A 25,374-nucleotide genomic window follows, 5' to 3' on the forward strand; every position below is an offset into this window, starting at 1 on the left:
TACTGTTAGATATGAAAAAGAACCCACTAGCCATAACCATCGGCGCGTTGCTAATCGTCATCTTTGTTTTACTTTTGTTCGTGTTCCAGGTGCGGAAGTCGGAGGTGGCGGTAGTCACCACGTTTGGCAGAATCAGCTCCACCAAGGCTGAACCTGGTGCGTATTTCAAGCTGCCGTGGCCCATTCAGAGCGTATACAAATTCGACAAGCGCATTCAAAACTTCGAAGACAAGTTTGATGAAGCTCTGACCCATGATAGTTATAACCTGCTCTCTCAGGTATATGTGGGTTGGAGGATCAGCGAGCCAGCAGAGTTTTACAAGAAATCCTCCCGAGATTCGGCGGATTCCATCCTGAGAGCCGAGAAGACCCTGGAAGGTTTGGTGCGGAACGCCAAGTTTGCGGCGATTGGCAACCATCCACTCTCGGACTTTGTCTCCACCAATCCAAAGGAACTGAAGTTTTCGGAAATCGAAGGCGAAATACTGACCAACGTCCAGCAGCAGCTCAGCTCCAAGAATTACGGCATTGAGATGGAATATCTTGGCGTCAAGAAGCTGGGTTTCCCCGAGAGCGTGACGGCGGAAGTCTTCAAGCGGATGCAATCCGAGCGGCAAGTGTTGATCAGCAAGACACAAAATGAAGGCGAAGCGGAGGCTTCGAAGATTCGCACGCTGGCGGACAGCAAGGGCGCGGAGGTGGTGGCGAATGCCGAAGCGCAGGCCACCCGAATTCGTGGAGAGGGACAGGCGCAGGCCGCCGAATCCTTTGCCGTATTTCAAAAGAACCCGGAACTGGCAACCTTCCTACTTAATTTGAATGCCCTGGAACTGTCTTTGAAGGATCGTGCGACGTTGATTTTCGACCAGCACACCCAGCCCTTTAATTTGTTCCAGGGTTATTCGACCAACCTGACGACCAACAAGAAATAGTCGAATGAGCGACAAGCACGACCATTCACATCAGCATCATGATCACGACCACGATCATGATCACGACCATCACCACAACCATGATGCTCCCACGCAGCCCGCGCCCGCAATGCCGGAAGATGCCGGTTCGCAAGCGCTAGCGGAGGCATTAAAAAGCAGCTTTGCCATCGTCAAGGTGGTGATGTTCTTCCTGCTAATCGTCTTTCTATGCTCGGGATTTTTCACGGTGGGTTCGCAGCAGAAGGCGATGGTGTTGCGTTTTGGAAAACCGGTGGGCGAGGGAAACAGAGCCTTGCTCACGGCCGGGTTGCATTGGGGATTTCCTCCGCCCATTGATGAGGTGGTAAGAATTCCAATTACTGAAATTCAACAAGTAACCTCCACGGTCGGCTGGTATTTCACCACAAAGGAGATGGAGGTTAATAATATGGAGCCACCCGCCGGGCCATCGCTGAATCCGGCCCAGGATGGTTATACCATCACCGCAGACGGCAATATCATTCACACTCGCGCGACATTATATTACCGGATTGAAGAACCGATCCAGTACACATTCGACTTTGTGAACGCTTCCAACACAGTGCAGAGCGCGCTCGACAACGCACTAATCTATGCATCGCTCCGTTACAAGGTGGATGATGCGTTGACCCGCGACATTACCGGTTTTAAGGAAACTGTGCAGGCTCGCGTGACTGAATTGGTGGCAAAACAAAAATTGGGTATTGTGGTGGACCAATGCCAGGTGGAGAGCCGGCCGCCGCGGCAGTTAAGGCAAGCTTTTGATCAGGTGCTGACGGCGTTGTCCACCCGCGATAAGGTGCGCAACGATGCCTTGAGTTATCAAAACCAGGTTTTGAGCCGGGCGAGCGCTGAAGCATCGAGCCGGACCAATGCTGCCCAGGCGGAACGCGTTCGGTTGGTGGAGTCGGTCAAGGCTGAGGCGCAACGTTTCAACGATCTGCTGCCGAAATACCAGGCCAATCCTGCTTTGTTCGCCAACATCCTGTTGAGCGAAAAGATAGGCCAGGTTTTGACCAACATGCAGGACAAGGTTTATCTGCCCGAGCAAACCCGCGAACTTAGATTACAATTGAGCCGTGAACCGCAGAAACCGGCAGCGCAACAATCGTCTCCGAACCAATAAAGTTGTATGCAAGTAACCTCTCTCCTAAGCCAGCAGGAACACGAACATAAACATGATCACGATCATGGGCCTGAGTGTGGTTGTGGTCATGACCACGAACATACCCCGGTGCGCCTGTGGCAGACGTTGGTCGGTCTGGTGTTCGTGATCAATGCATTCGTGGTGGACTGGACCTTTGAGAAGGGGCTTGTGGTCGCGAGCGTGAGCGCGGGAATTGGCGCGATCATCCTGGGCTTCCCCATTGTGATGACGGCAGTCAAGGATTTGAAACGCGGTGTGCTGAGCATTAATGAATTGGTGGCGATCGCGGTGTTGGCAGCGTTCGCTTCAGGCGATTACAAGACCGCAGGCCTGGTGGCCTTCTTCATGTTGACCGGTGAGATCATTGAAACCCGCACGGCCGAAGGTGCGCGCCGGTCGATTGAGTCCCTGATCAAACTGACCCCGACCAAGGCTCGCCGTATTACAGGAAAAGGCGAGGAAGAAGTGGCGGCAAAGGACCTGGCGATTGGTGATGTGATTCGCATCCGTCCCGGCGACAATGTGGCGGCTGACGGTGTGATTGTGAATGGTCATGGTTCGTTCAACCAGGCGACCATCACCGGTGAGTCGTTGCCGGTCGATAAGAAGGCAGGGGACGAAGTTTTTGCGGGAACGCAGAATTTGACCGGTGTGTTGGAAATCAAGGTCAGCCGGGCAGGGCAGGATACGACCCTCGGCAAGGTGCGCGAGCTGATTTTGGCGGCGGAAAAAACCAAACTGCCGATCATGCGGTTGATCGATCAATACATGGGTTTCTATACGCCGCTGGTGTTGGTGATTGGCGCGCTGGTGTGGGCGTTCACGGGCGATTTGAAGCGGGTTATTTCCGTGCTCGTGGTTTCATGTCCCTGCGCTTTCATTTTGGCGACGCCGACGGCGATGGTGGCGGCACTTTCTGCAGCCGCTCGATTGGGAATTTTGATCAAGAACGTAGGCGACATTGAATTGGCGGCGAGGATCAATGCGTTCGTGTTCGATAAGACAGGCACATTGACGACGGGCAAGCTGGCCGTCAGCCGCCTGGCGCCGTTAGGTGAAACCAAGCCGGCGGAACTGCTTCGCCTGGCGGGGACGGCGGAGAAATATAGCAATCATCCAGTGGCCAAGGCGTTGGCGCAACTGGCCGTCGATGCCGGTGTCCCATTGACTGAGCCGCAAAACTTTTCGGAAACAGCAGGCCGCGGCATCAAAGCCGAGGTCGATGGCAAGGCTGTCCTGGTGGGCCGTGCGCAATGGCTCAAGGATAATGGAGTCGCGGATGACTTCGTGAAGGCGGTTGATTTGAACGAGACCGAAGGCTTCAGCCTTTTGTTTGTGGCGGCGAACGGCAAATGCATTGGCTGGGTTGGATTGCAAGATCAGACCCGCACCGAAGCTCGCGAGGCGCTGGCGGAGTTGAAGGAAGCCGGTGTGCGCCGCATCGCCATGGTTTCCGGCGATCGCCAACCCGTGGCGGTGCGTGTTGCGCGGGAGATTGGCTGTGAGGAAGTGGTGGGTGATTGTTTGCCGCAGAACAAAGTGGATTTTGTGCGTGCGACGAAGGTGAAGGGCTATCGCGTGGCCGTCGTGGGCGATGGCGTGAACGATGCGCCGGCATTGGCGGCGGGAGATATCGGAATTGCGATGGGCGCGGCAGGCAGTGAAGTGGCCATTCATAGCGCCACCATTGCGCTGATGAACAACGATCTGCGCCGGTTGCCATTTTTGATCAAGCTTTCACGCAGCACGCGCGCGGTGATCAACCAGAATTTTCTGTTCGGCGTGCTCTTCATCATTGTGGGATTGTCCGCCGCTGCTTTCGGATACATTAATCCGATTGTGGCTGCGATCCTGCACAACGTTGGTTCGTTGATGGTGATTTTCAACAGCGCACGACTGGTGCGTAAAGGTGAGGAATTGGAACATTATCAACCAGCAGTTGAGCCGGTGGGCCCTGCCGGGACTCAGAAGACCCCGGCTACACAACTGACGCCGAAGCTGGCGTGAGTTGATTGAGAACATCAAATTAATTTATGCCCGTTGCTGAAACAATAGCGCAAACGACGAACCGTCCGGCACCGTCACAGGAAGTGGTGATTGCTGTGCGTGGGCTGACAAAGGTCTTCAAAGACTTTTGGGGACGTCCAAAAGCACGCGCGGTGGACAATGTGAATTTTGAAGTCCGGCGTGGTGAAGTTTTTGGATTGCTGGGGCCGAACGGATCCGGCAAGTCGACCACTGTAAAGATGCTGTTGGGATTGTTGTATCCCACCAAGGGGCACATCGAGGTGTTTAATCATTCACCCCGGCATGTGGCGACCAAGTCGCGCATCGGTTATCTGCCGGAGGAATCGTATCTTTACCGGTATCTCAATTCACATGAGACGCTGGATTTCTTTGGCAACCTGTTTCGTCTCCCGGGCGCGGAGCGCGAAAAGCGGGCTGAGCAATTGCTGGAGATGGTTGGCTTGAGCCAGACCCGGACGCGGGCCGTGGGTGAATTTTCCAAGGGAATGCAGCGGCGCATCGGCCTGGCGCAGGCTTTGATCAACGATCCCGACCTGGTCATTCTCGATGAGCCGACGGCAGGTCTTGATCCCATCGGTTGCCGCGAGGTAAAGGATTTGATTCTCGCACTGGCGCGGCGTGGCAAGACCGTGATTTTGAGCAGTCATTTGCTGTCCGATGTGGAGGATGTTTGCGATCGGGTGGTGATTTATTACGGTGGCAGGATTCAGGCGATGGGCACACTGCAGGAATTGCTGGCCAAGCCTGATGCCGTGCGCATCACGGCCCCGGTTCTCCCACGTGCAACGATGGAGCGGGTGCTGGAAATCATCCGCAAGGATGTGGATGAGAGCAACGTGCGGATTGATAATCCGACGCAGAATCTCGAAAGCTACTTCCTGGATGTGGTGCAAAAAGCGCGCCAGGCGGCGGAAGAAACCTCCGGGGCGACGTCGGGTCACAAAGTTGCAGATTATCTGCGCGGTGATGCGGAAGGCAAGCCGGCGACCGACAAGATTTTGGAACGCTTGACGTCATCACAAGCCAGTTCAAGTGCGCCCGTGATTAGTTCAGTGCCGCAGCCGGTTGAGGCGGTGGATACGAAGAAACTGGAAGCACTCACACTTCCGAAAGAACCAACCCCGCAACCACCTGCACCTGCCAAAGTAGATGTGGAGAAAACGAAGGCAGAGTTGGAAAAAGCGAACGAGAAACTTTCATCACTGCTCGGCAACCCGGGCAAAGACAAGTAGGCATTAGTTCATGCAATCATTCGAGGTTTTCAAGCATCCCGACACAGGTTACCAAGCCGTCAAACGCGGCTTTTCGTGGCCGGGATTCTTTTTCACCTGGATATGGGCATTCAGCAGGCGGATGTGGTTGACGGGAATTATTCTACTCCTGATAGCACTGCCCATAGTTTTACTGTTTGTTGAGGTATTTCGAGAAAATCCAATCCTCGCGCTGACCAGTGCGTTGCTGTTCATGTTGACTGTAGGGCTCAGGGGAAACGGATGGCGCAGTCATAACCTGGAAGTGCGCGGTGGCAGGCTGCTGGGCACGATGAAGGCCAGGGATGCAGCAGAGGCGACGAGCAAGGTGGCGGCATCAGGTGGAACCATTCCGGCGGATTTGAAGGCAGGTCCAAGGTCGGCGGGTTTACTGGCCGTCCCGCAGTCGGTGCAGAGAATTTTTGCCATGGTTACGTTGACCTGGAAGGCAGCTTTTAGATATCGCCTGTTTTGGGTTTTGACGGGATTGCTGCTATGCGCCGTGGTGGGATTGCCGTTGTTGATCAAGGATGATGGAACGGCGGAAGGTTTTACCCAGATTTTGCTGACCTACACGTTGAGCGCGATTACGGCGATACTTGGGTTTTGCACGTTGTGGCTGGCTTGTGGGACACTGGCGCGGGATGTGGAGGAATGCCAGATTCAGATGGTGGCCGTGAAGCCAATTGGGCGGTGGCAAATCTGGTTGGGCAAGTGGTTGGGAATTATCACCCTGAACGCGGCGTTGCTGGCGATCAGCGGATTCAGCATTTATGGATTGCTGGAATATCGCGCGAAGAAACTGCCGGCTGAGGAGCAGGTGAAGTTAAGGAATGAAGTGTTGGTATCGCGCGGGTCGGCCAAGGAACAGAATATGGCGCCGGTGATCGAGAAGGAAACCGACAAGCGATTTGAAGAACGGATCAAGAAGAGCGGCACCAAAGGCATCGATTTAAAAACTGTCCGCCAACAGATTAGTGAACAGGTGAAAGCGGAGTTGCAGGTGGTGCCTCCCAACGGTGTGCGCCCCTGGGTCATTCATCTTGGCTCGGCCAAGGATTCTCTGAAGAACCAGCCGTTGTATATCAGGTCAAAATTTAATACGGCGGATGCGAGTGCGTCGGGAACCTTCTACGGACAATGGCAGGTGGGTCTGCCCAAGAAGACCGCCATCTGGCAGAGCGACGTGATGAGCCTGGCCCCGGAAACATTTCATGAATTTCGAATCGAGCCCAATCTGTTCGACGACAAGGGCGATCTCTACATTCTGTTCCATAATCCCAACGAAGTGGCGATGCTATTTCCATTGGATGAAGGGATGGAGGTTTTGTATCGGGAGGGCGGGTTTGCGCTTAATTTTGCACGTGGGCTGACGATTATTTTTTGTTGGATGGCGTTACTGGCGGCCCTGGGGTTGGCGGCGGCGAGCTTTTTGTCATTTCCGGTGGCGGCGTTTGTGTGTGTGGCGGTTTTGACGATGGTGTTTTCCAGCGGCACGCTTTCGAACGTGGTCTCCGAAGGGACGATCATGGGTTATAACGAGGAGAAGGGGACGGTTGGACATTCCGTCCTGGATCAGGTCATGGTGCCAACCTTCAAAGGCATATTGCAAATCATCAATCTGGCGCGGGACTTTTCACCGATCGATTCGTTGAGCACGGGGCGAAGCATCACTTGGACACAATTGGGCCTGGCGGCAGCACAGATTGTGTTGTTGCTGGGTGGGATTCTGGCTGTGGGTGGGATTTTCATCTTTAATCGGCGCGAGTTGGCCACTGCCCAAGGAACCAATTAACGATGAGCAGCAAAGTTAAAAAAATCATTTTAGGGATTCTGGCGGTGCTGCTGCTGGTGGGGGTGTCACAGATACAGAATTCGTTGAATCGCGACCGTGATGCGTTGGGGCTGAATGCCTATACGGAATTGAAGGGGGCGCCGCCGGTGCTCGCCTTGACGACGGTGGCGCTGGGAGGATTTCGCGGGTTGATCTCGAACGTGCTGTGGATTCGCGCGAACGACATGCAGGATGACGGGAAGTATTTCGAAATGGTTCAGCTGGCGGATTGGATTACAAAGCTCGAGCCGCATTTCACCCAGGTCTGGCTCGTGCAGGCGTGGAACATGGCTTACAACATCTCGGTTAAATTTACCGATGCGAAGGATCGTTGGCGCTGGGTGCAGCGCGGCATTGAGTTGTTGCGAGATGATGGATTGCGCTATAACCCCCATGAGTTGTTGATGTATCGCGAACTGGCATGGTTTTTTCAGCATAAGATGGGGCAAAACCTGGACGACGCGCACATGTATTACAAGCAGATGTGGGCGAACGAAATGTACAAGGTTTTTGGAGTTCAACGCCCGAACTGGGATGAACTGATTGATCCCAAAACTCCCGAGCAGAAAGAGCGTTCACGTCTGTTGCAGGAAAAGTTCAAGATGGACCCGAAGTTCATGAAAGAGGTGGACGAGAAGTATGGTCCGCTGGAATGGCGCATGCCGGAAGCAAGTGCGATTTATTGGGCGGCACAGGGATTGGATCATGCCAAGAAAAACGAAAAACGGATCAGCCAGGACGATTTGATCACGTTGCGGCGCGTGATTTATCAATCCATGCAGATGACCTTCCAGCGAGGACGGATGATTCCAAACCTGGCGGATAAGCAGTTTGAATACGCTCCCAACCTGGACATTATTCCACATGTGAACGGGGCTTATGAGCAGGCGGAGCAAGAGGACGAGAAGAACCGTGATCATATCATGACCGCGCACCGGAATTTGTTGCGGGATGTGGTGTTCTTTCTCTACACCTACAATCGGCAGGCAGACGCCGCCAAGTGGTTCAAATACATGTGCGATAAGTTTCCAAACAAGCCGCTGTTGGATGGCAAGCCGGGAAGTTTGCCAGGAACACTGAGCCTGGAAGATTATGCGCTGGGTCGCATCCAGGAAGAAGTGGATGATCCAGGTATGGATAAGGTGAAGGCAGTGATCCAAGGTTTATTACGGACGGGATACAGCAGCCTGGCCATTGGAGAGGACGATCGTTTCGTGGGGCTGCGGGCGATGGCGTTGAAGATTTATGACCGGTACCAGGCGAAGGTTTCGCATGATGCCAAAACCATGCAGCGGGTGGGATTGTCACCATTTGCTGATTTGCAAAAAGACGTTTTGAACCGGTTGTTGAATGGCGAAATGTCGCCTGAGCTCGCCAACCAATTGCGCACCAAGCTTAATTTGCCAGCAGCGGCAGAACCGGCCAAGCCGGCAACTGAGGCCCCGGTGGAAGCTGCGGCGCAGAGCCCGGCCCCGGCAAAATAGCGCTTGGTGGCCGGTCATTAACAACCTCAAAAAGCTCATAAAGCAGTAGCTTGTGCAAATAAACCTGTTTCAAGGGTTGCGCCTTTGACCATACCTCCTTAAGTTGTCCATTCTGTGATGAAAAGTAGCGATACCAATAAGCGGCCAGTACGTGTCGGATTAATTTCCCTTGGGTGTGCCAAGAACCTGGTGGATGCGGAGATCATGCTGGGTTCCCTGATGAAGGGCGGCGTGGAGATCACCAATGATGCGACGCAGGCGGACGTTGTTATCGTCAACACTTGTTCGTTTATCGACTCAGCCCAGGAGGAGAGCGTCGACACGATTTTGCAGTCCGAAGAAGTGCGCGAGGCGAACAATCGCGGACAAGGGCTGATCGTTTCCGGCTGTTTGCCGCAACGTTTTCGCGAGGAGTTGCCGAAGCTGCTGCCTGAAGTGGATGTATTCATGGGCATCGACCAGGTGGCGCAGGTCACGGAGATTGTGCATAAGGCGCTGGATCACCGGGCGGAGAAGTTGAAGAATGCCAAAGGGAAGGGGCAAAATTCCAAGACCAACATTGTTGAGAAAATCGCCGAGCTCGACAAAGCACGGGCCGAACTCAAACACGAGGACGAAGAGAGCCTGCGGGGCACGGAAAAATTTGGCAAAACGAAAACTGTGGTTGCTCCGGCAGTGCCCTTGATGGATGTCAATGCGCGGCCGGTTTATATTCCCGATTTTGAAACGCCGCGTTTTCGGTTGACACCGAAGCATTTTGCTTACGTGAAGATTGCAGAAGGGTGTAATCATCCGTGCAGCTTTTGCATCATTCCGCGCATGCGGGGATCGCACCGCAGCCGGGTGCAGGCGGACATTGTGCGGGAGGCCAAGCAGCTGATTGCTGATGGAGTGAAGGAGCTGAACCTGATTTCGCAGGATTCGACTTATTATGGATTGGATTTGCGGCCGAATCATAGTCGCAACATTGCATCGCCGGAGAAATTTAATTCGGCCGCCAAGTCGTTGCCGGCGGACGCGACAACTCTGTGCACATTATTGCGCGAGTTGAACGCCATCCCGGGAGATTTCTGGATTCGACTGCTCTACACACATCCGGCGCATTGGACCGATGAGTTAATTCAGACCATTGCAAAATGCAAGAAGGTGGCGCGGTATGTGGATATGCCGTTGCAACATATCCATGAGAACATGCTGGAACGGATGCGTCGTGAAACCTCGGAACAATACATTGTCAACCTGATCCAGCGCATTCGGGCGGGCATACCGGGAATCGCGATACGAACCACGTTCATCGTTGGTTTTCCGGGAGAAACTGAAACATATTTCAAGACGTTGTTGAATTTTATTCGCGATACGAAATTCGAGCGATTGGGAGTGTTTACCTACTCGAAGGAAGATGGCACACGGGCGGGCAATATGGAGGGGCAGCTGGCGGATAAGATCAAAAGCAAACGGCGCGAACTGGCGATGGCGGAGCAATTGAAGGTGGCGAAGCAGGTGGCGGAATCGTTTGTAGGGAAGGAACTCCGGGTATTGGTTGAAGCCGAGGCAAGCGCGAAGGAATTGAAGAATGCGAAGATCAGTTCATGGGAGCATGGATTGATTCGTGGAGAGGATAAGCAGCTGGGGCAGCTCAAAGGACGTTATTTGGTGGCACGCAGCGAGGCTGATGCGCCGGATATTGACGGGCGTGTTTATGTGCGCGGGAATTTGCCGATCGGAGAATTTGCGCAGGTGCGGGTGATTGGGCACACGGATTACGATTTGATTGCCGAGCCGATTTAAATTTCTAAAAGAAAGACTCGCGCTGGCATATACCGAATGCCAAAATTAATTTCCGGAATGGGGAAAAGAACGGGAATGAAAGGAGGCAATAAGTCTGATGAACGTGGAGACTGAAAAAGCCATGGCCTTGGGGACGAGGAACTTCGTTAGTCATTGGGTACAGGGTGCTTTTGATTTGAGGCGGCGTTGTCGGCCTTGTCGCTATCTAAGGATAGCGCCTGCGGCCTTCGCCTTGCCTCAAACCAAAATCCCTCCTGCCATCCGGAAATTTCTTTCGGCATTCGGTATAGAGCAAGGAGTGTAAACCTCATTGGATCAGTAGTTTTCATTTGCAAGGGTTGACCGACCTTCACGTGGCGTCTTTAATTAATTTCGTTATTCGGAAGTAGAACTTGTATGAACCTGCCAAATAAGCTGACCGTTTCCCGGTTCGTGCTGACCATTGCGTTTTTGGTCTGCATGTTCTCGCAGGTTCCCTACTATGCGACCCTGGCGCTTTTGTTGTTCAGCCTGGCAAGCCTCACCGATTATTTCGACGGCAAGATTGCGCGGCGGGACAAGTTGATCACCAACTTCGGTATTTTGATGGATCCACTGGCCGACAAGATACTGGTCTGCTCGGCATTTATTGCGTTCTTAGGATTGAATTGGATTCAATCGTGGATGGTGGTGATTGTGGTTGCCCGTGAACTGGCAATCACGGGGTTGCGATTGTTGGCGGCTTCGAAGAATGTGGTGTTGGCAGCGGAGCGTTACGGGAAGCATAAGACTATTTCGCAAATTGTGGCGATCATTGCCATATTGGTAGAGCATAGTTACAGGGATTGGGGGCCGGTGGGGCCGACGATTTTTGGTTTTCACATTGCCGGAAAGCCGTGGGTTGAATGGTTTATGCCGATTTCACTCTGGCTGGCGGTGGTGTTAACGTTTGTTTCGGGATGGTTGTATCTGTGGCGGAATCGGAGGCTGTACCTCGAGGACATGTAAAATGTGACCGGGCAATTGGGGTCTGGTCTTTTCGGAAATGGGTGCATACGAGATCATTCTTATTTTAGCATTGTTGCTCATACTGTTTGGTGTGAGCCGATGGTCTCGGTTTGGCAAAGGATTCAAGCGAGGCATGGAAGAATTTATCAATGCAACCGGCGAGGTAACAAAAGAGATGCAGGACGCAATGGGTTCAGAAGATCCATCAAAGAAGGACAGGCGGGACGGGCCCTCAAATGGCGCGGTGGCGAACTTTGTGCTTTGGGTGGCGCAAGGTTTTGGCAGCGGACGGATTCCCTGGGCACCGGGAACATTTGGTTCGCTGGTGGGGTTAGTATGGTTCGCGGCTTTGCTGGCGGGCGGGAGTTATTGGTTGTATTTGATCGGGTGCGCCGTGGGAATCGTGGCCTCGGTGCAACTTTGCGGAGCGGCCGAGAAAATTCTGGATGAAACCGATCCTCCATCGGTGGTGCTGGATGAGATCATAGCGATCCCGATTTGTTTTCTGGGTTGGGTGAGTTTTATTTATTTCAAAACCGGGTTTTTACCTGAACCGCAGTATTTCTTTTCGCGGCAAACGTGGCTGATTACGGTAGCGGTTTATGTATTATTTCGCCTGTTCGATATTGCGAAGCCATGGCCCGTAAAGCAGAGCCAATCGTTGCCAGGTGGCTGGGGAGTAACGATCGACGATGTGCTGGCGGCGGTGTATGTGAACCTGGTGGTTCTAGCTGCGCATGCCTTGTATATTGCCCAGCACCATCGGGGATAGGCCGACCAAAGCCAGTCCAAATGAATCAGGGATGACGAGGAGCGGGGAGGGGCAGAGTTTCGCCGCCGGGTTGGGGCTTGTAGGACGCGGGTGGGAGTTTGCTCAGCGGGTCGGATTTGCTACTTTTGTGAGAACTCCTCGTGCCAAGGTAAACAAAGCCGGCAACGCCCAAAACCAAGAGCAAAACAATTGCAACACGCCAGTTTACCTTGGAGAGTTGGAGCGTGAGAAAATCCATCACACCCTTGGACTGGTCGGTCAGCGGAGGAGGTTCCCGGAACTTTGTGGTGCCGCCGAGTTCTCCATCCAGAACCGCCAGCAATTGAGGCACATCCAATTTGAGGAAGTTGGCGTAGGTGCGCACGAAACCGCGGATGTAAACCGGCGCGGAGAAGACATTATAATCCCCCTCTTCCAAGGCGCGCACATGGTCGGTGCGGATCTTGGTGACTTCGGCCACCTGATTGATGGTCAGGTTTTTCGTCTCGCGCGTCTGGCGCAGATGTTCAGCCACAGTTGACATATCGGGCATTATTAGCGTTTTTGGTGGGGTCTATGCAATCATTGAATGCTGGAGGCAAGCTTGTTGACCGACCCGCCGTTGGGGCATTTCAACCGAGAAAAGGAACGCCAACATCCAAAATTTTAAAAGCCTTGCTGATTCCATGCTCGAAAAACCAGCATTTTATGTGCCGAAGTTTTGAGAAAACCTTAAAATTGCTGAACGAGAACTCCTTTTTGATATTTTTTGACCAGTGTTTTACTACAAACCTGGGGGAGAATGGAGATTTCGTTGTTACTTCATCATTAGCCGGTTTGAAGTCGGCGCTCCGGCGTCTCTTTGTTTGCCAACCTGAATACGCGACATCAACCTTCATAAGTTTTCATTCTGGTTAGTCGAGGTCTCCAGACAGGCATTCATTTGTGATTGTTATGATGCGGCGGGATGGTTTCCAGGATTTGTCGGAGCAACACCTACAAGAGAATCGGAACGCTTCCGATTTCGCATTTTTACCAGTAAGCCAAGTTGGGAGCATGGCTAAGGTAATCAGCACGTTGTTAAGCATTTTGCTACTGGTCTTTGCAGACCAGATGGCACTGTATTTAAAGCGTTCAGGCAGGCTGTCTACTGAAGGGAAAACGCCGTCCGAACTGAAGGACGCGAGCAAACATGATGTTCGCATGGCTGCCAACCAACACCGCGTGTACTCGATGCAAGACGGTGGCAATTAAGCAAAGAACCAAAAACATTTAAAAAAAGCCAAGAATGAAGCAGTCGAAGAATTTACGACTTATCCTGACAATCACAATCCTGGTCATTGGCCTGGCTGGATTAATTGGATATTATTTACGTCTCCCCTCCAACGAGATTACACGCGTGCAACTCAAGGATTTGATTGAGAACAAGCAAATCGTCGAAGCCACAGTGGTTCCCACACCTTATACGGGTATTTATGCGTTGGAAGGGACCTACAAGGCCGGCGACGTCGTGAAGCCATTCGGCATTACGACCCATTTGGAAGAGGCGCAGGCGAAGGAATTGTTTGCGCAGAAGTCCACGAAGGTTGAAGTGCCCGGCATGGGTTTCAAGGGGCAGCTTTTGAACATTGCATTGCCGGTGGGGTTGACCGCTCTGTTGCTGGGCTTTGTGGCTTATCAGACCAAAGGGGCCGGTCGGGGCAAGAACAGTCGCGTGAAGCAGCGTCCAACAGTTCGCCTGGCAGATGTGGCGGGTGTGGAAGAGGCCAAGGCGGAAGTTCAGGAAGTGGTGGATTTTCTCCGGGACCCACAAAAGTATAGCAAAATGGGCAGCAAGTTGCCGAAGGGCGTGTTGTTGATTGGTCCTCCGGGGACTGGCAAAACGATGCTGGCCAAGGCGATTGCGGGTGAGGCGAATGCGAATTTCTTCAGCGTGCATGGTAGCGATTTTACAGAAGTGTACGTGGGCGTGGGCGCCAAGCGGGTGCGCCAGTTGTTCAAGCAGGCCGCGAAGCAACAGCCTTCCATCATCTTTATCGACGAAATCGATTGCGTGGGTAAGAACCGGAAGTTTGATACCAACGGGGAACAGCAACAGACCATCAATGCGTTACTGGCGGCGATGGACGGATTTGAAGGGAATGAAGGTGTGGTGGTGATCGCGGCGACGAATCGTCCGGAAGATTTGGATGATGCGCTGATGCGCCCGGGACGTTTTGATCGGAAGGTGATGGTGCCCTATCCTGATGTGAAGGGACGCCGTGCGATCTTGCAGACGCATGTGCGGAACAAGCCGATTGAAGATGAGCAGGCATTGGAAGCATTGGCGCAGACGACGCATGGGATGTCAGGAGCAGATCTGGCGCACGTGTTGAACGAGGCTTCGATTCTATGCGCGCAGAACAATCGTCCGAAAATCACGAGCACCGAGCTAGAAGCAGCGCGCGACAAAGTGCAGTTTGGCAAAGAGCGGACCTCGATGGTGTTGAATCCGACCGAGCGCGCGATGATTGCGTATCACGAAGCCGGGCACACGATCATCAATTTGCGCTGCAAGTTGCTGCCCACATTGTATAAGGTCAGCATCATTCCGCGTGGCAACGCCTTGGGGGTCACCACGATGTTGCCAACAGAGGACCAGAACTTGTACAGCAAAGACATGCTATTGCAGCAGTTGGTCGTGCTGATGGGCGGACGGGCGGCGGAGAAGACCTTTTACGGAGCAACCACGAACGGCGCCACAGGGGATTTGGACATGGCACGGAAGACGGCACGCCAGATGATCCACGACTGGGGAATGGGCGAGAAGTTGTATTATCAGCCTGACCAGAAGGATGCAGAAGTAGAGATCAACCGTCTGCTTGAGAATGCGGATCGCACGGCTTTGGAGATTATCCAGGAGCAGAAGAACGATACTGAGAAACTCGCCAAGGCGCTGCTCGAACGGGAAACATTAACTCGTGAAGAGGTGCTTGCGCTATTGCAAGCCTAACCCCCATCACGGCGGAGATGCCATCTCCGCCATGTTCACTGAGAACAACCCACAGCTTACAAGCCTCTTCCGGCAAAGATGCCGATCAAGAAGAGGACAACGCAAATCGCGATGAAAATAAAGAATAGTGTCTTCGCGATACTGGCGGCTGCACCCGCAATGCCACCGAACCCGAATAGTGCGGCGATGATTGCGATTACCAGAAATATGGCTGCCCATCTTAACATATGTTTGTCTCCTAATTGAAGTTGTTCGTCATTGGCGACTGGCAACTTCTGATTATCGTTCCCATGAAAGAATAATTCAGGAAGAGGCTGATTGCGCTGGGGTGTTATGCCATGGGGTGGGAACCTCAAGGATGAAAACGTTCAACGAGAGTGGAGGATGGAGGATGGCGCGGGGTTAGAAGCGGCCGCTGATGAAGATGGAGCCGTAGCTGTCGCGCTCGGTTTGAAGGACGAATTCGCGTGTGCGGTAAACGTAGGTGAAGCCGAGTTCCACGGGGTTGAGCTGGAGCACGATGCCGGTGGATAATTCGGTGATATAATTCTTTTTCTCCACGTGAGGACTGGCCTGCCAGAGGTTGCCATCCAAAAAGGCAGTGTATGCAACCCCTTTGCTTTGGGCACTGCCGAAGATGTAAACCCCGTAATTTTCGCCCTCTTCAGCACCCGGGGAAATACCGCCCTCGGGAAGGGTTATGGAATCAATGGTGTGCGGTCCGAAATCATCCGGCAAATGCCAGCCTGCGCGGACGGTGCCGTTGATGCGGGCGGAGGTTTCGACGTTGCCAAGGTTGAAGCCGACGCGGGGGATGAAATCGATACCCCAGGGGCGGGTGGCGACGGCTGGCCAGCGCCAGGAGCGTTCGAACTTCAGGTCGAGCCCGGGTTCATTGTGAAGCTGGTGGTTCCAACCTTTCGGAGTGGCGAAGCCGCGCAGTTCGTGGACCCAGGTTTGTGCCTCATTGGCGAGAGACCAGGGGCCGATAACGCCGAGGTCCAATTCAAGATGTTCCAGAACAGCCACCTGGTCACTGAAGGCGGAGCCGCGACGTTGGAGGGCCAAGCCTGTGTAAAGCCAGCCAGCATAGGGACGGTCATTGGGGATGAACTGCCGTTGCTGGATATCCGCGGGTGTGTAGATATTTTGGCCGACGGTGTAGCCGAATTTATTGGTGCCCAGTTCAAAGCCCAGAGTGGGAACCCATTTGCTGAATCGATCCAGGAGCTCGGGCATGACGCCATCGCGTTGGAGGTAGGAAAGCTTGATGCCCTGGGTGTAATGGCGGTCAGTTTTGACAACGAGATCGTTTTCCTCGATGGCGCTGAAAACGGGGCCTTGATTGTAACTTTGAGCGAAGGAAAGCAGAGGTACGGAGAGGATTCCCCATACTGCAGCCCGGCGAAAAAGTCGTTTACAAACGTTCACGCGGGCAGAAATTTGCACGAAGAGGAAATTAACGCGAGAAAATTGTAAGCTGTTGGAGGTCCAATCACATGCCAGCGGAAGCTGGAAACATGTGCTTTCCTACTCATTTCATCATTTGTTGGACGAACAAGTGCGCAAATGGCGTCCTTCACGCATTACGTTCGAGATTGAAAATAATCTGTTACCTTTTCGGGTGGGCGTCCATGTATAGGTAGATGATGAGTGATGACGTGGCGCTGGTGCAGGAATATGCCGCCAAACGATCCGAGCTTGCCTTTGAGCAACTCGTATCGCGGCATATCAACCTGGTTTATTCCGTGGCACTGCGTCAGGTCCACGACACCCACCTGGCGGAGGAAGTTACGCAGGCTGTCTTCATCATTCTGGCGCGCAAAGCGACCGCGCTTGGTTCGAAAACAATTCTCTCCGGCTGGCTTTACCGCACAACCCGCTATGCTGCCGCCGATGCAATGAAAACTCAGCGACGCCGGCAACAACGCGAACAGGAGGCGCACATGCAATCGCTTTTGAATGAACCTGAAGCTGATGATGCGTGGAAACAAATCGCCCCGCTGCTGGATATGGCAATGGATGCGCTGAATGAGCGGGATCGCAATGCGATCGTGCTTCGATTCTTCGACGGCAAAAGCTTGCAGGAAGTCGGAACCGTTCTTGGCGCGAGCGAAGACGCAGCCAAAATGCGGGTGAATCGCGCGCTGGACAAGCTGCGGAATTTTTTCGTTAAACGTGGGGTTGCCCTTTCAGCGGTGGCCATCGGCGGAGCCTTGGTTGCGAACTCGGTGCAAGCTGCTCCGATGGGCCTAGCGGTGCCGGTCGTGGCGACTGCGGCGAAAGGAGCGTTTGTCAGTGGTTCAACTCTAACCATCATCAACGGAGTCCTGAAGATTATGGCATGGACAAAAGCAAAAATGGCAATTGTCATCGGCGTAGCGGCGGTGCTTACCGTCGGTACAACCACGGTGATAGTAACTGAATTGGCCAAACCCGGCATCGTGAAGGGTTTTGAAGGCCTACCTATAACAGTTCTGACCGAGTTTGATTGGCAAAAGCTCGCTGACAAAGGCCTGTTGCTCGGTGGGGAGATGGTGAAGTTGGATGGTCGAACAGTTTTAAAAATCAATGAGACCAATAAAACTCCCGTTCAATGGATCATTTTCAATATTGTGAAGCCACCGATTACAGCAATGAATTATGCTGTCACCGGTGAAATCAAATATGAAAATGTTGAAAGTGACAGTCTGCTGGCAACGTGGAATTATTTCCCACCGCAGTCGCCCGGCTTGCCGGAGGCACAATTCTACTCTTACACCAGTGACATCAATCCCGGACCGGCCGCAAAAATTCGTGGAAATTCAGACTGGCGTGTTTTTTCCCTGCCATTCGACCGCACCGGCAAAACTTATCCGAGCAGCTTTTCGCCGCCATTCGATCCCGCCGCCACAGTTCATCCGCCCACACGCCTCGAAGTAAGCGTTTTTCTGCCTGGCGGTGGCTTGCTTTATTTGCGAAATGTAAAACTGGTACAATGGAAGTCCCAGGTTTCTCCAAAATGAGGCCTGCCATGTTCTGCCCAAGGATAACTCCAAAACGCGGTTTCACCTTGATTGAACTGCTGGTGGTGATTGCCATTATTGGCATTCTCGCAGCACTGCTGCTTCCGATTTTGAGCACTGCGAAGCTGAAGGCGCAACGGACTCATTGTCTGAACAGTGTCAAACAATTGTCCCTGGCGAGTTTCGTGTACGCCAGCGATAACACCCGTCATGCAGGCTACGAGACTCCCGCGTTTCCGGGAGGAAACTGGATGGGAGTTCTAAATGATTATGCCATGAGCAAGGGATTGTTGGTCTGTCCTTCCGCCCCGCTGCAAAATCCGCCACCCTCAAGCGGAAATGCACAAGGTTATGCGGACCGCGCCTGGGTGCGATGGACCTCCGATAAAAAAAACATGTTTTACGGCAGCTATGGTTACAACGGCTGGCTTTATTCAGACATGAAGTTCTCTGAGCCGGGTGATCCCAAACAGCAACAGATTTTCACCAAGGAGGCAAGCATTCAGAAACCGGCGCTGACTCCGGTTTTCTTCGACGAGAATTGGGTGGACGTGTGGCCCGAAGAAAGCGACCGGCCTTACATCAATCTTTACGAAGGCCAGCCTTTAGGCGTGTCTCCAAACCAGATGGGGCGCTGCACCATTGCCCGGCATGGTGATCGCAGTGCTTCCCGGGCCCCGCGCAACTTTCCTTCCGCGCAAATAATGCCGGGTGCCATCAACATGGGACTGGCTGACGGCCATACCGAATTGGTGAAATTAGAAGATCTTTGGAAATGCTACTGGCATCTCGATTGGCAGCCGCCAGCCGTGCGACCACGCTGATCTGATAACCCCGGAAAGCTGCTGTAAGTAGTTCGGAAATCTTTTGGGATTCAGTCCAGTTGGTTACCAAATTGATTTGATGCGCCAGATATCGAGTGATTTTACGCGGGCTTGGCCGCCATTGGCAAAGAGACTGACACCCAGGTCGGCTGCTTCGGGATAAATTACTTTCGTCACGCACTCGCGGTGGTTAATGAAGACTTCCATCACGGATTTATCGAGGAGGATGTGCAATTGGAGTGTCTTCTCGTTGTCGTGGAGTTTGAATGGCAGTTTTGTGCCAGCGACGTCCAATTGATTGCCGTCGTAGGCAATTGTCACGGCATTCCGGCCATCATCAGATTGACGCAGTTTCAATCCGGAAGCAGCAGCGGTGCCCGGTTCGATTTCGGCGAGGATTTCCAGCGTGTCTCCTTTGAGCTCTGACTGGAATGGTTTTCCGGCCTGCAATGGCATTTCTGTTTTGTGAAATGATTCTCCGCGCAATGTCTGCAACTCCGGTGCTGGTTCCTGATGGAGTTCTCCCTCCTTGCTGAGCGTTAAAATGTGCGGCACGGTCAGGCATCCGTTCCAGCCGTGCCCTTCTTTAAATCCCTTTACCCAGCCCCACATAACGCGGCGGCCCTGCTGATCGAGCAGGCAATTTGGCGCGTAATAGGCATCGCTGAAATCCATTGTCCCATGACGAGTGGCGGTGAACTGATGCGTGGTCGCATCGAAGTCTCCGATAAAATATTGGACGGGACCATAAGGTGAAATTGCGAGAACCCAACGGTTGCCGAGTTTAAAGAAGTTTGGGCATTCGATATTTTTGATGCTGGCATCGGGATGTTTGAAGAGGACGCCGAGGTATTTCCATTGGGTCAGCTCGTCATTCCCGGCTTCGTAGAGGTTCACGATGGCTTCGCCGCCCCTGGCTTCATTCAGGTTTCCACCGGCCACGAGATAGTGGTGTCCCTTGTCTTCGAAATAGAACGGATCACGCCAATCGTACACTTTGGTTTTGCCATGCAGTGTCTCGGTGAGGAGCGGGTTGGCCGGGAGCTTTTGCCAGTCGATCATGTCGTCGTCGCTGAGCGCGGCCCATTGTTCCGGCAGCGGATGGCCGATGCTGGTGTAAATAATCATCGGCTTGCCCGTTGGCGTGATGAGCGAACAACCGGAGTAAATGTGTTCTTCTCCCTGCATCCGGGAGGGCCAGAGGGCGATTGGCAATTGTTCCCAATGCACCAAATCGCGACTGCGGGCGTGGCCCCAGTGCATATTTCCCCAATTATCTCCGTAAGGATTGAACTGGTAAAACATGTGGTAATAACCGTGGTGAAAGAGGGGGCCGTTGGGATCGTTCATCCAATTGGCGGGAGCGTGGAAATGATAAATAGGACGAGTGGGGTCGGCTTCTGCGCGGGATAGATTCGCCTGCATACTTGCCATGGCCTGTGTGAGGAGTTCCCGCTTCTCGTCCTGCGCTGTTGGTATGGCGGGTTCGTGGTCGCTTTGAACGATTTGATCGATGTTGATGTGGCCCCAGCCGCCGGAATGTTTGTCCACGATTTGAATCTGTGCATTTCGCCTGTTGAACTCAGCCACGTTCCATGTGGCCCACGTCAACCGCTCGGTGTCCTGTGGCGTGCGGGATTTTCCTGTGGCGGTGCGCACCACCTTTCCGTCGATCAAAAGATTAATGCACGTTTCGTTGGGATGATAACCGCCTCCAATCAGAAAGTTGATGTTCGAACGGAGGATTTTGAAATCCGGCGAGGTTAAGGTGCCCTGGCTTTGGTCGCCGCGGAGATAGGAATTCACCAATCCTTTTCCGAGATAGCCGGTGACGGGCATTTGATTGGGCAAGGTTCCGTGAGCGGGTTCATTGCCGAAGGCTTCGCCGGTCACCTGCCAATGGCCGTAATCGGGTCCCTCGAAGTCGGCGATCAGGATATCGGGAGCGTCTGCTACGACAGTCTGTTGTGCGGTGAAAGCGAGAAGGCTGAAGGCCAGCAATAGAGCCAGGTTCGACCATTTGTTGCGATCGGGACGGTGCATTTGTCCGGGAGTGTAATGAGGTTTAGCCCCGCAAAGAAACCTAAAAGCTTGTGGCATGTTTGGGCGGGTGGGCGTTGTCGCGTGATTGGCGTCGTGCGAAGTTGGAGGTGCGGATCAAATAAGGAACCCGCGCAAATCCGGAGATTTGCGCGGGCTTTAAATTATGCGGGAGGTGGAGCTTGTCTTGAATTCAACATCCACTTTGATGGGGCCGTTTACAGGCCGCCCACACCCTCGGTGCTCTTCAGTTTGGCCAAAGTGCCATTGAAAGCGTCTAAATCCACGTTGCCCGAGATGCCGGGAATAGACCCGGTGGAAGTGACCTGCCAATAGTCCCAGACGGTCGGGCCCCAGGGATTACAGAGGCATGAGGTCCAAGGGTTGCCAGTGTACAGATTCTCGCCATTGTAATTGGCTATCCAACCATCCAACATAATGCTGGTGTCAAGGTAGCAGGCACCGGCGCAAGAGCTTACGTAGATGACCGGAGTCATGGAGTTTGTAGTCTTCGCCTTCACGTCAGCCGCCCAGGCGTTAAACCAGGCTGTATAAGTGCTGGCGCCAACATGACCATTAAAAGTCTCAAATTCGACGGCCGGACTGATGCTCTTGCCATCGGCCTTGATGTAAGGGCCGGCGAAGCTCCAGAAGTAGTTGGCCTCAGTGGCGGGTGTGTTCAGGTCGGGGCGGGCGAAATGAGCGGCGCCCATTTGCACGCCGGCGGCCTTGCCGTTGGTCATGTAGCTTTTGAATTTTGAATCTTGAAAGTAGTTTCCCTCAGTGGCCTGGGCAAAGGCGAATTCCACTCCGGCGCCATGCACAGAGGTCCAGTTGATCGAACCCTGGGCGGCCGAAACATCAATGCCCAAAAGGTTGGTGGCGCTGGCCTGAGAGGTGGCTACATAAGCGGTCGCGAGAATGGCTGCATATCCGAATAGTTTTTTCATATTGTTGTGCCTTTCCTACTGTCTGGTTTATTGGTGATGCTTAACTTATTGCGGTTTTTGCTGCTGGACACCTGTGAGAATTCAAGGGCGTCCGGAACTGCGTTGTTTGGACAACTTTTGTGAGGCTTGTCCTGCGACGGTAGGAGTATTTACAACCAAGGTCAATCAGCATTTCGTGACATTTCTGCGAAGAAAAGCAGGCGGAGCAGGGTGGGAGAAGTGGAGTCGTCTGGCGTGTTTGGATTGATTGGGCTTGGTTGAGCGGATGGCTGTCGTGGGTGGTCGTGATTGGGGAATGGGACGGAGATGCTCGCTTTGCTCGTACCGCGATGCGGCAGAGTGTGGGGGAATTTGTTTGGTTTGTTTACCCGGTGTTGCGCCCGGGGGACGGGCTGGACCCTGGGCTACCTTACTTGCACGCTTTCAGCTTGCAGAGACGACCGAGGTTGAAGCCGCGAGGTTATCTTGACTGCGTCCAGCTGCCTGCGAGTCACAGACATGATGTAAAACATCTCCCGGGCAATTTCCCTGCAGCGTTCATTATAAGCGGTGGTTTCCGTTGGCGTGTCATCGCAAACCCTGGGATCAGCGTAATGTATGGCATACCTGGATATTGCTCCTTCGACGAGCGGACAGGTCTTGTCGGCCACGCTACACGTCATCAAGGCGATGAAATCCCGTTTCGGATTGGCATCGGCATTGTAGCGCTTGGAATACGCACGGATTGGCGGCCGGTCTTGCGCATAGCGGACCAAATACACAGGGTTGTCTCCCGTGGTGGCGTCCTCGATTGTAAAGCCCACCCGGCGCATGACAGCCACGGTCCGGCAATTGCAGGCAGTCGCTTGTGTCCCTCCCGAAAAGGCATGGACGTCGTTGAGGCCATAATAATATGCTGCCGTCTGCGCCCAGATCTGCGACATGTGACTCCGTCGCGAATTGCTGGTGCAAATGAAGGTCAGCTGTGCTTCTTTTCCAGAGCGAAGCTGGGAAGCGACGTTGGTGGCGATGGCGTCCAGCATGACCCTTCTCTCGGCGGAGACCATTCCAAGTTCATTGGCGACTTCTTGTACATACGGCCGAAGCGCAGGCAGCAGGTTTGCGTTGGACTGGGATTGGGGAGTGCTGGAACAGCCGGCGAAATAAACGGCAATGATGCCGATAGCGATGAACAGTTTCATAATCAAAGTCATTTCTTTTGCTCAGTCCGTTCCAAGGTCCACGCAAACCAAGCTGGAACCGCCGCGCACGTAGAGCCGCGTTCCGACCAGCGCTGGATGCGAATAAACCTCCACATCGTCATCAAACAACCGGAGCCGCGAAATGATGGTGCAGGTATCCGTCCTGCCGTCCAATAAAATGAGTTCACCCCGCAGTGTTATCACCAGCACCCGGTCATCGTCGGCGATCAACGTCAGGTGATCATCCAGCGCCGCTTCCTGCCGATGCCAGACGGGCTTCAATCCGTTATGCAGATCGAGACAACGCAGACCAGAATTCGCCCCGAACACCCGCCCGCACGTCACCACCGGCGACACCGTGTCCGGTGACAGGTCCGCGTACTGTGCCGCCGGTGTGGCAATGATCCGGCCCGATTCATCAAAACGATAAAACCGGGTCCCGTTGTTCTCGGTGGATACGATGACGCCGCCGTCCACGGCGACGGGTGTAGGTACATTAAAGTCTCCCTCGGCGGGAGGCACGAGTTGCCAAAGGCGCCTGCCCGTTTTCACATCCCAGCCGCCCAGCGAATTCCGGTCGTAACCGACGACTTGCCGCCGGCTGCCGAATTCCCCGCAGATAAACGCCGAGTAAGCTGCCGGCAATCCTGGCGTGGTCCAGCGGGTGTGGCCGGTGGCGCAATCCAATGCCACCAACGATGCATTCGTGCCTCCGGGATTCACAATCAGCAAATCATCCACGAGCAGCGGTGTGGCGCACATGCCCCACGTCGGCAAGGTGGCCTTGAACTCACGCGGCAAGGACCGTTGCCAAATCAGCCTGCCATTGGTGAGGTTCACACACCGCAAATCCCCAAACGCGCCGAGCAGATACGCCTTGTCCGCATGAATGACTGGCGTTGCTCGCGGGGCCTGGCCGTAATCCAACTTGCCGCGCGCGGGAAATTCCACCCGCCAAAGCAGCTCGCCATTGTGCGCATTGAGGCAGCGATACACGTCATGTTCCTCATCGAAGTCCCGCTCCGCCAGAATCAGCCGTTCACCGCTGACGCTGAGACCGGCAAGGCCGCCAATCATGGCCGCCTTTTTCCAGACGAACCTGGCCGTCACGGGAAGTCGTGCCGGAAGTCTTGGTACGTGCCCATCGCGTGCCGGCCCGCGCCAATCAGGCCAGTTAGGTCCGGTGCTTGCCTTCGTCCCACCGGGTTCCCGGCCCTGCACCGGCCTGAAACCGTCCCGGCTCTCCATAGCCTTCAGCAGCTTTGCGTCGGCATTGATGTTCAGCAGCGTCTTGAGAAGCTTCTGCTGTCTCTCCGCCGGGATGGTGTCGGCCACGAACACCGTGATGAACGGAACTGGCTGTGTCTTTCCGATCACTTTCAAATTGCCGGGCTTGACGCTGCCGCAGCCTTCAAGCAACGCCAGCGCGTAACTTGGAATCACCGCGACGGGCGGCGGAGACGACTGGCTGTCGAGCAGGTCGAGCGCCGCGTCACTGAATGACGCGTGCTTCTCCGGTGTGCCGACAGGCTCGACGCCGGCGGCGCGCAGGGCCGCCAGGCTGGCGGCAACTTTCTCATCACCATCAGCCAGACCGAAGAGCACCTTCCGACCGCCGAGGTCCTTCAACTCCCTGGCCGGATCGTCGAAACGTGCGATGAATAACGCGGTGAGCGTGGTGTTGCCGTCCGGGTCGGTCAATTCGCAGACCGGATGACACGGCAGACCTGCCTTTTTCGCGCCGTGCGCCACCAACGATTGGTCGCCGACGACGATTACCTCCCGCGCCGGACTAACCCCGACCATGGACTCGGCAAGGTCGTCGGAAAACTCAATGCTGACGCGCTGCTTGAGGGTTGTCTCCATCCGCGCCGCAAGTTTGCGATAATCCCGCTGACCGTGGCCCTTCACGCAGGCGCAGGCCAGTTCCTTCGCAAGAGGGTCCATGACCACGAGTAAAATCGGCTCCGGCCCGCGCGTCGCCGGTTTGGCCAGGACGCCGCCTGCGACGAACAACAGCACCAGCAGCAGGGCGCTCAGACGGAGAATAGAGCCACTTTCAAAATCGTGTCGGCGGCGGTGAGTTCCGGTTGATCTCCCTTGGAAGAAACGTGCCTCCTGGTTCGAGCATTTCATTTAAACCTCCTTGTGGGTGGCCACATT

Annotated in this window: 20 protein-coding genes; 13 read left to right on the forward strand and 7 right to left on the reverse strand. The window is 54.1% G+C overall.

The features are described 5' to 3' along the window. The first annotated feature begins 11 nt into the window (after window positions 1-11). From hflC to CFLAV_RS13125, 9 genes are all read left to right on the forward strand, one after another. The gene (gene hflC / locus CFLAV_RS13085) at window positions 12-932 is read left to right on the forward strand and encodes a protease modulator HflC (RefSeq protein WP_007415209.1); all 921 of its coding nucleotides are present in this window, start codon (window positions 12-14) and stop codon (window positions 930-932) included. Window positions 933-936: 4 nt separating this feature from the next. Further along, window positions 937-2,076 (forward strand): protease modulator HflK, encoded by a 1,140-nt coding sequence (gene hflK / locus CFLAV_RS13090; protein WP_007415210.1) that lies wholly within the window; start codon window positions 937-939, stop codon window positions 2,074-2,076. A gap of 6 nt (window positions 2,077-2,082) precedes the next feature. Then, the gene (locus CFLAV_RS13095) at window positions 2,083-4,104 is read left to right on the forward strand and encodes a heavy metal translocating P-type ATPase (RefSeq protein WP_007415211.1); all 2,022 of its coding nucleotides are present in this window, start codon (window positions 2,083-2,085) and stop codon (window positions 4,102-4,104) included. Between the two features lie 26 nt (window positions 4,105-4,130). Next, window positions 4,131-5,357: an ABC transporter ATP-binding protein gene (locus tag CFLAV_RS13100; protein WP_007415212.1), complete on the forward strand. Its 1,227-nt coding sequence runs from the start codon at window positions 4,131-4,133 to the stop codon at window positions 5,355-5,357. A gap of 10 nt (window positions 5,358-5,367) precedes the next feature. Next, entirely contained in the window at window positions 5,368-7,170 is a 1,803-nt protein-coding gene (locus CFLAV_RS13105; RefSeq protein ID WP_007415213.1) for an ABC transporter permease, read from the forward strand. 2 nt (window positions 7,171-7,172) lie between these two features. Next, complete coding sequence (locus CFLAV_RS13110; protein ID WP_007415214.1) at window positions 7,173-8,693, forward strand: hypothetical protein; 1,521 nt, start codon at window positions 7,173-7,175, stop codon at window positions 8,691-8,693. Between the two features lie 117 nt (window positions 8,694-8,810). After that, a complete protein-coding gene (gene rimO, locus CFLAV_RS13115) occupies window positions 8,811-10,481 on the forward strand; it encodes a 30S ribosomal protein S12 methylthiotransferase RimO (RefSeq protein WP_007415215.1) in 1,671 nt (556 codons plus the stop codon). Between the two features lie 396 nt (window positions 10,482-10,877). Further along, window positions 10,878-11,468 carry a CDP-diacylglycerol--glycerol-3-phosphate 3-phosphatidyltransferase gene (pgsA, locus tag CFLAV_RS13120; RefSeq protein ID WP_007415216.1) on the forward strand — a complete coding sequence of 197 codons (591 nt, stop codon included), beginning with the start codon at window positions 10,878-10,880 and terminating at the stop codon, window positions 11,466-11,468. Window positions 11,469-11,505: 37 nt separating this feature from the next. Beyond that, window positions 11,506-12,240 carry a phosphatidylglycerophosphatase A family protein gene (locus tag CFLAV_RS13125; protein WP_007415217.1) on the forward strand — a complete coding sequence of 245 codons (735 nt, stop codon included), beginning with the start codon at window positions 11,506-11,508 and terminating at the stop codon, window positions 12,238-12,240. Between the two features lie 25 nt (window positions 12,241-12,265). On the opposite strand, the gene CFLAV_RS13130 is transcribed toward CFLAV_RS13125, so the two are convergent. Further along, window positions 12,266-12,763, reverse strand: coding sequence for a helix-turn-helix domain-containing protein (locus CFLAV_RS13130; RefSeq protein ID WP_040548529.1), 498 nt, complete (start codon window positions 12,761-12,763; stop codon window positions 12,266-12,268). A gap of 512 nt (window positions 12,764-13,275) precedes the next feature. On the opposite strand from CFLAV_RS13130, the gene CFLAV_RS13140 reads away from it, so the two are divergent. Together CFLAV_RS13140 and CFLAV_RS13145 are read left to right on the forward strand one after the other, a co-directional pair. Further along, window positions 13,276-13,473, forward strand: a complete 198-nt coding sequence (locus CFLAV_RS13140) for a hypothetical protein (protein WP_007415220.1) — start codon at window positions 13,276-13,278, stop codon at window positions 13,471-13,473. A gap of 34 nt (window positions 13,474-13,507) precedes the next feature. Further along, window positions 13,508-15,211 (forward strand): ATP-dependent metallopeptidase FtsH/Yme1/Tma family protein, encoded by a 1,704-nt coding sequence (locus tag CFLAV_RS13145; protein WP_007415221.1) that lies wholly within the window; start codon window positions 13,508-13,510, stop codon window positions 15,209-15,211. Between the two features lie 56 nt (window positions 15,212-15,267). On the opposite strand, the gene CFLAV_RS34095 is transcribed toward CFLAV_RS13145, so the two are convergent. Beyond that, window positions 15,268-15,438 carry a DUF1328 domain-containing protein gene (locus tag CFLAV_RS34095; protein ID WP_007415222.1) on the reverse strand — a complete coding sequence of 57 codons (171 nt, stop codon included), beginning with the start codon at window positions 15,436-15,438 and terminating at the stop codon, window positions 15,268-15,270. A 175-nt stretch (window positions 15,439-15,613) separates the two neighbouring features. Further along, window positions 15,614-16,642: a lipid A deacylase LpxR family protein gene (locus CFLAV_RS13155; protein WP_160164573.1), complete on the reverse strand. Its 1,029-nt coding sequence runs from the start codon at window positions 16,640-16,642 to the stop codon at window positions 15,614-15,616. Window positions 16,643-16,857: 215 nt separating this feature from the next. Here CFLAV_RS13155 and CFLAV_RS13160 point away from each other — a divergent pair, with 215 nt between their 5' ends. Together CFLAV_RS13160 and CFLAV_RS32280 are read left to right on the forward strand one after the other, a co-directional pair. Further along, complete coding sequence (locus tag CFLAV_RS13160; protein ID WP_007415224.1) at window positions 16,858-18,216, forward strand: RNA polymerase sigma factor; 1,359 nt, start codon at window positions 16,858-16,860, stop codon at window positions 18,214-18,216. Window positions 18,217-18,224: 8 nt separating this feature from the next. Further along, window positions 18,225-19,040, forward strand: a complete 816-nt coding sequence (locus CFLAV_RS32280; RefSeq protein WP_150107404.1) for a type II secretion system protein — start codon at window positions 18,225-18,227, stop codon at window positions 19,038-19,040. Between the two features lie 63 nt (window positions 19,041-19,103). Here the strand turns inward: CFLAV_RS32280 and CFLAV_RS13170 are convergent, their stop codons facing one another. The 4 genes from CFLAV_RS13170 to CFLAV_RS13185 all read right to left on the reverse strand — a co-directional run bounded on the left by CFLAV_RS13170 (window position 19,104) and on the right by CFLAV_RS13185 (window position 25,347). Further along, window positions 19,104-21,140 carry a glycoside hydrolase family 32 protein gene (locus CFLAV_RS13170; protein WP_083808904.1) on the reverse strand — a complete coding sequence of 679 codons (2,037 nt, stop codon included), beginning with the start codon at window positions 21,138-21,140 and terminating at the stop codon, window positions 19,104-19,106. A gap of 158 nt (window positions 21,141-21,298) precedes the next feature. Next, the gene (locus CFLAV_RS13175) at window positions 21,299-22,030 is read right to left on the reverse strand and encodes a glycoside hydrolase family 25 protein (RefSeq protein WP_007415228.1); all 732 of its coding nucleotides are present in this window, start codon (window positions 22,028-22,030) and stop codon (window positions 21,299-21,301) included. A gap of 404 nt (window positions 22,031-22,434) precedes the next feature. Further along, window positions 22,435-23,211: an arsenate-mycothiol transferase ArsC gene (locus CFLAV_RS13180; protein ID WP_192812797.1), complete on the reverse strand. Its 777-nt coding sequence runs from the start codon at window positions 23,209-23,211 to the stop codon at window positions 22,435-22,437. A 21-nt stretch (window positions 23,212-23,232) separates the two neighbouring features. After that, complete coding sequence (locus CFLAV_RS13185) at window positions 23,233-25,347, reverse strand: outer membrane protein assembly factor BamB family protein (RefSeq protein WP_007415230.1); 2,115 nt, start codon at window positions 25,345-25,347, stop codon at window positions 23,233-23,235. Between the last annotated feature and the right edge of the window lie 27 nt (window positions 25,348-25,374).

This window comes from Pedosphaera parvula Ellin514 (assembly GCF_000172555.1).
Classification (GTDB): domain Bacteria; phylum Verrucomicrobiota; class Verrucomicrobiia; order Limisphaerales; family Pedosphaeraceae; genus Pedosphaera.

Coding starts and splice junctions, on each gene's coding strand:
- CFLAV_RS13180 (WP_192812797.1), bottom strand. CDS start 23,211: ATGAAACTGTTCATCGCTATCGGCATCATTGCCGTTTATTTCGCCGGC.
- CFLAV_RS13160 (WP_007415224.1), top strand. CDS start 16,858: ATGATGAGTGATGACGTGGCGCTGGTGCAGGAATATGCCGCCAAACGA.
- CFLAV_RS34095 (WP_007415222.1), bottom strand. CDS start 15,438: ATGTTAAGATGGGCAGCCATATTTCTGGTAATCGCAATCATCGCCGCA.
- CFLAV_RS13100 (WP_007415212.1), top strand. CDS start 4,131: ATGCCCGTTGCTGAAACAATAGCGCAAACGACGAACCGTCCGGCACCG.
- hflK (WP_007415210.1), top strand. CDS start 937: ATGAGCGACAAGCACGACCATTCACATCAGCATCATGATCACGACCAC.
- CFLAV_RS13145 (WP_007415221.1), top strand. CDS start 13,508: ATGAAGCAGTCGAAGAATTTACGACTTATCCTGACAATCACAATCCTG.
- rimO (WP_007415215.1), top strand. CDS start 8,811: ATGAAAAGTAGCGATACCAATAAGCGGCCAGTACGTGTCGGATTAATT.
- pgsA (WP_007415216.1), top strand. CDS start 10,878: ATGAACCTGCCAAATAAGCTGACCGTTTCCCGGTTCGTGCTGACCATT.
- CFLAV_RS13130 (WP_040548529.1), bottom strand. CDS start 12,763: ATGTCAACTGTGGCTGAACATCTGCGCCAGACGCGCGAGACGAAAAAC.
- CFLAV_RS13105 (WP_007415213.1), top strand. CDS start 5,368: ATGCAATCATTCGAGGTTTTCAAGCATCCCGACACAGGTTACCAAGCC.
- CFLAV_RS13185 (WP_007415230.1), bottom strand. CDS start 25,347: ATGAAATGCTCGAACCAGGAGGCACGTTTCTTCCAAGGGAGATCAACC.
- CFLAV_RS13140 (WP_007415220.1), top strand. CDS start 13,276: ATGGCTAAGGTAATCAGCACGTTGTTAAGCATTTTGCTACTGGTCTTT.
- CFLAV_RS32280 (WP_150107404.1), top strand. CDS start 18,225: ATGTTCTGCCCAAGGATAACTCCAAAACGCGGTTTCACCTTGATTGAA.
- CFLAV_RS13170 (WP_083808904.1), bottom strand. CDS start 21,140: ATGCCACAAGCTTTTAGGTTTCTTTGCGGGGCTAAACCTCATTACACT.
- CFLAV_RS13125 (WP_007415217.1), top strand. CDS start 11,506: ATGGGTGCATACGAGATCATTCTTATTTTAGCATTGTTGCTCATACTG.
- CFLAV_RS13175 (WP_007415228.1), bottom strand. CDS start 22,030: ATGAAAAAACTATTCGGATATGCAGCCATTCTCGCGACCGCTTATGTA.
- CFLAV_RS13095 (WP_007415211.1), top strand. CDS start 2,083: ATGCAAGTAACCTCTCTCCTAAGCCAGCAGGAACACGAACATAAACAT.
- CFLAV_RS13110 (WP_007415214.1), top strand. CDS start 7,173: ATGAGCAGCAAAGTTAAAAAAATCATTTTAGGGATTCTGGCGGTGCTG.
- hflC (WP_007415209.1), top strand. CDS start 12: ATGAAAAAGAACCCACTAGCCATAACCATCGGCGCGTTGCTAATCGTC.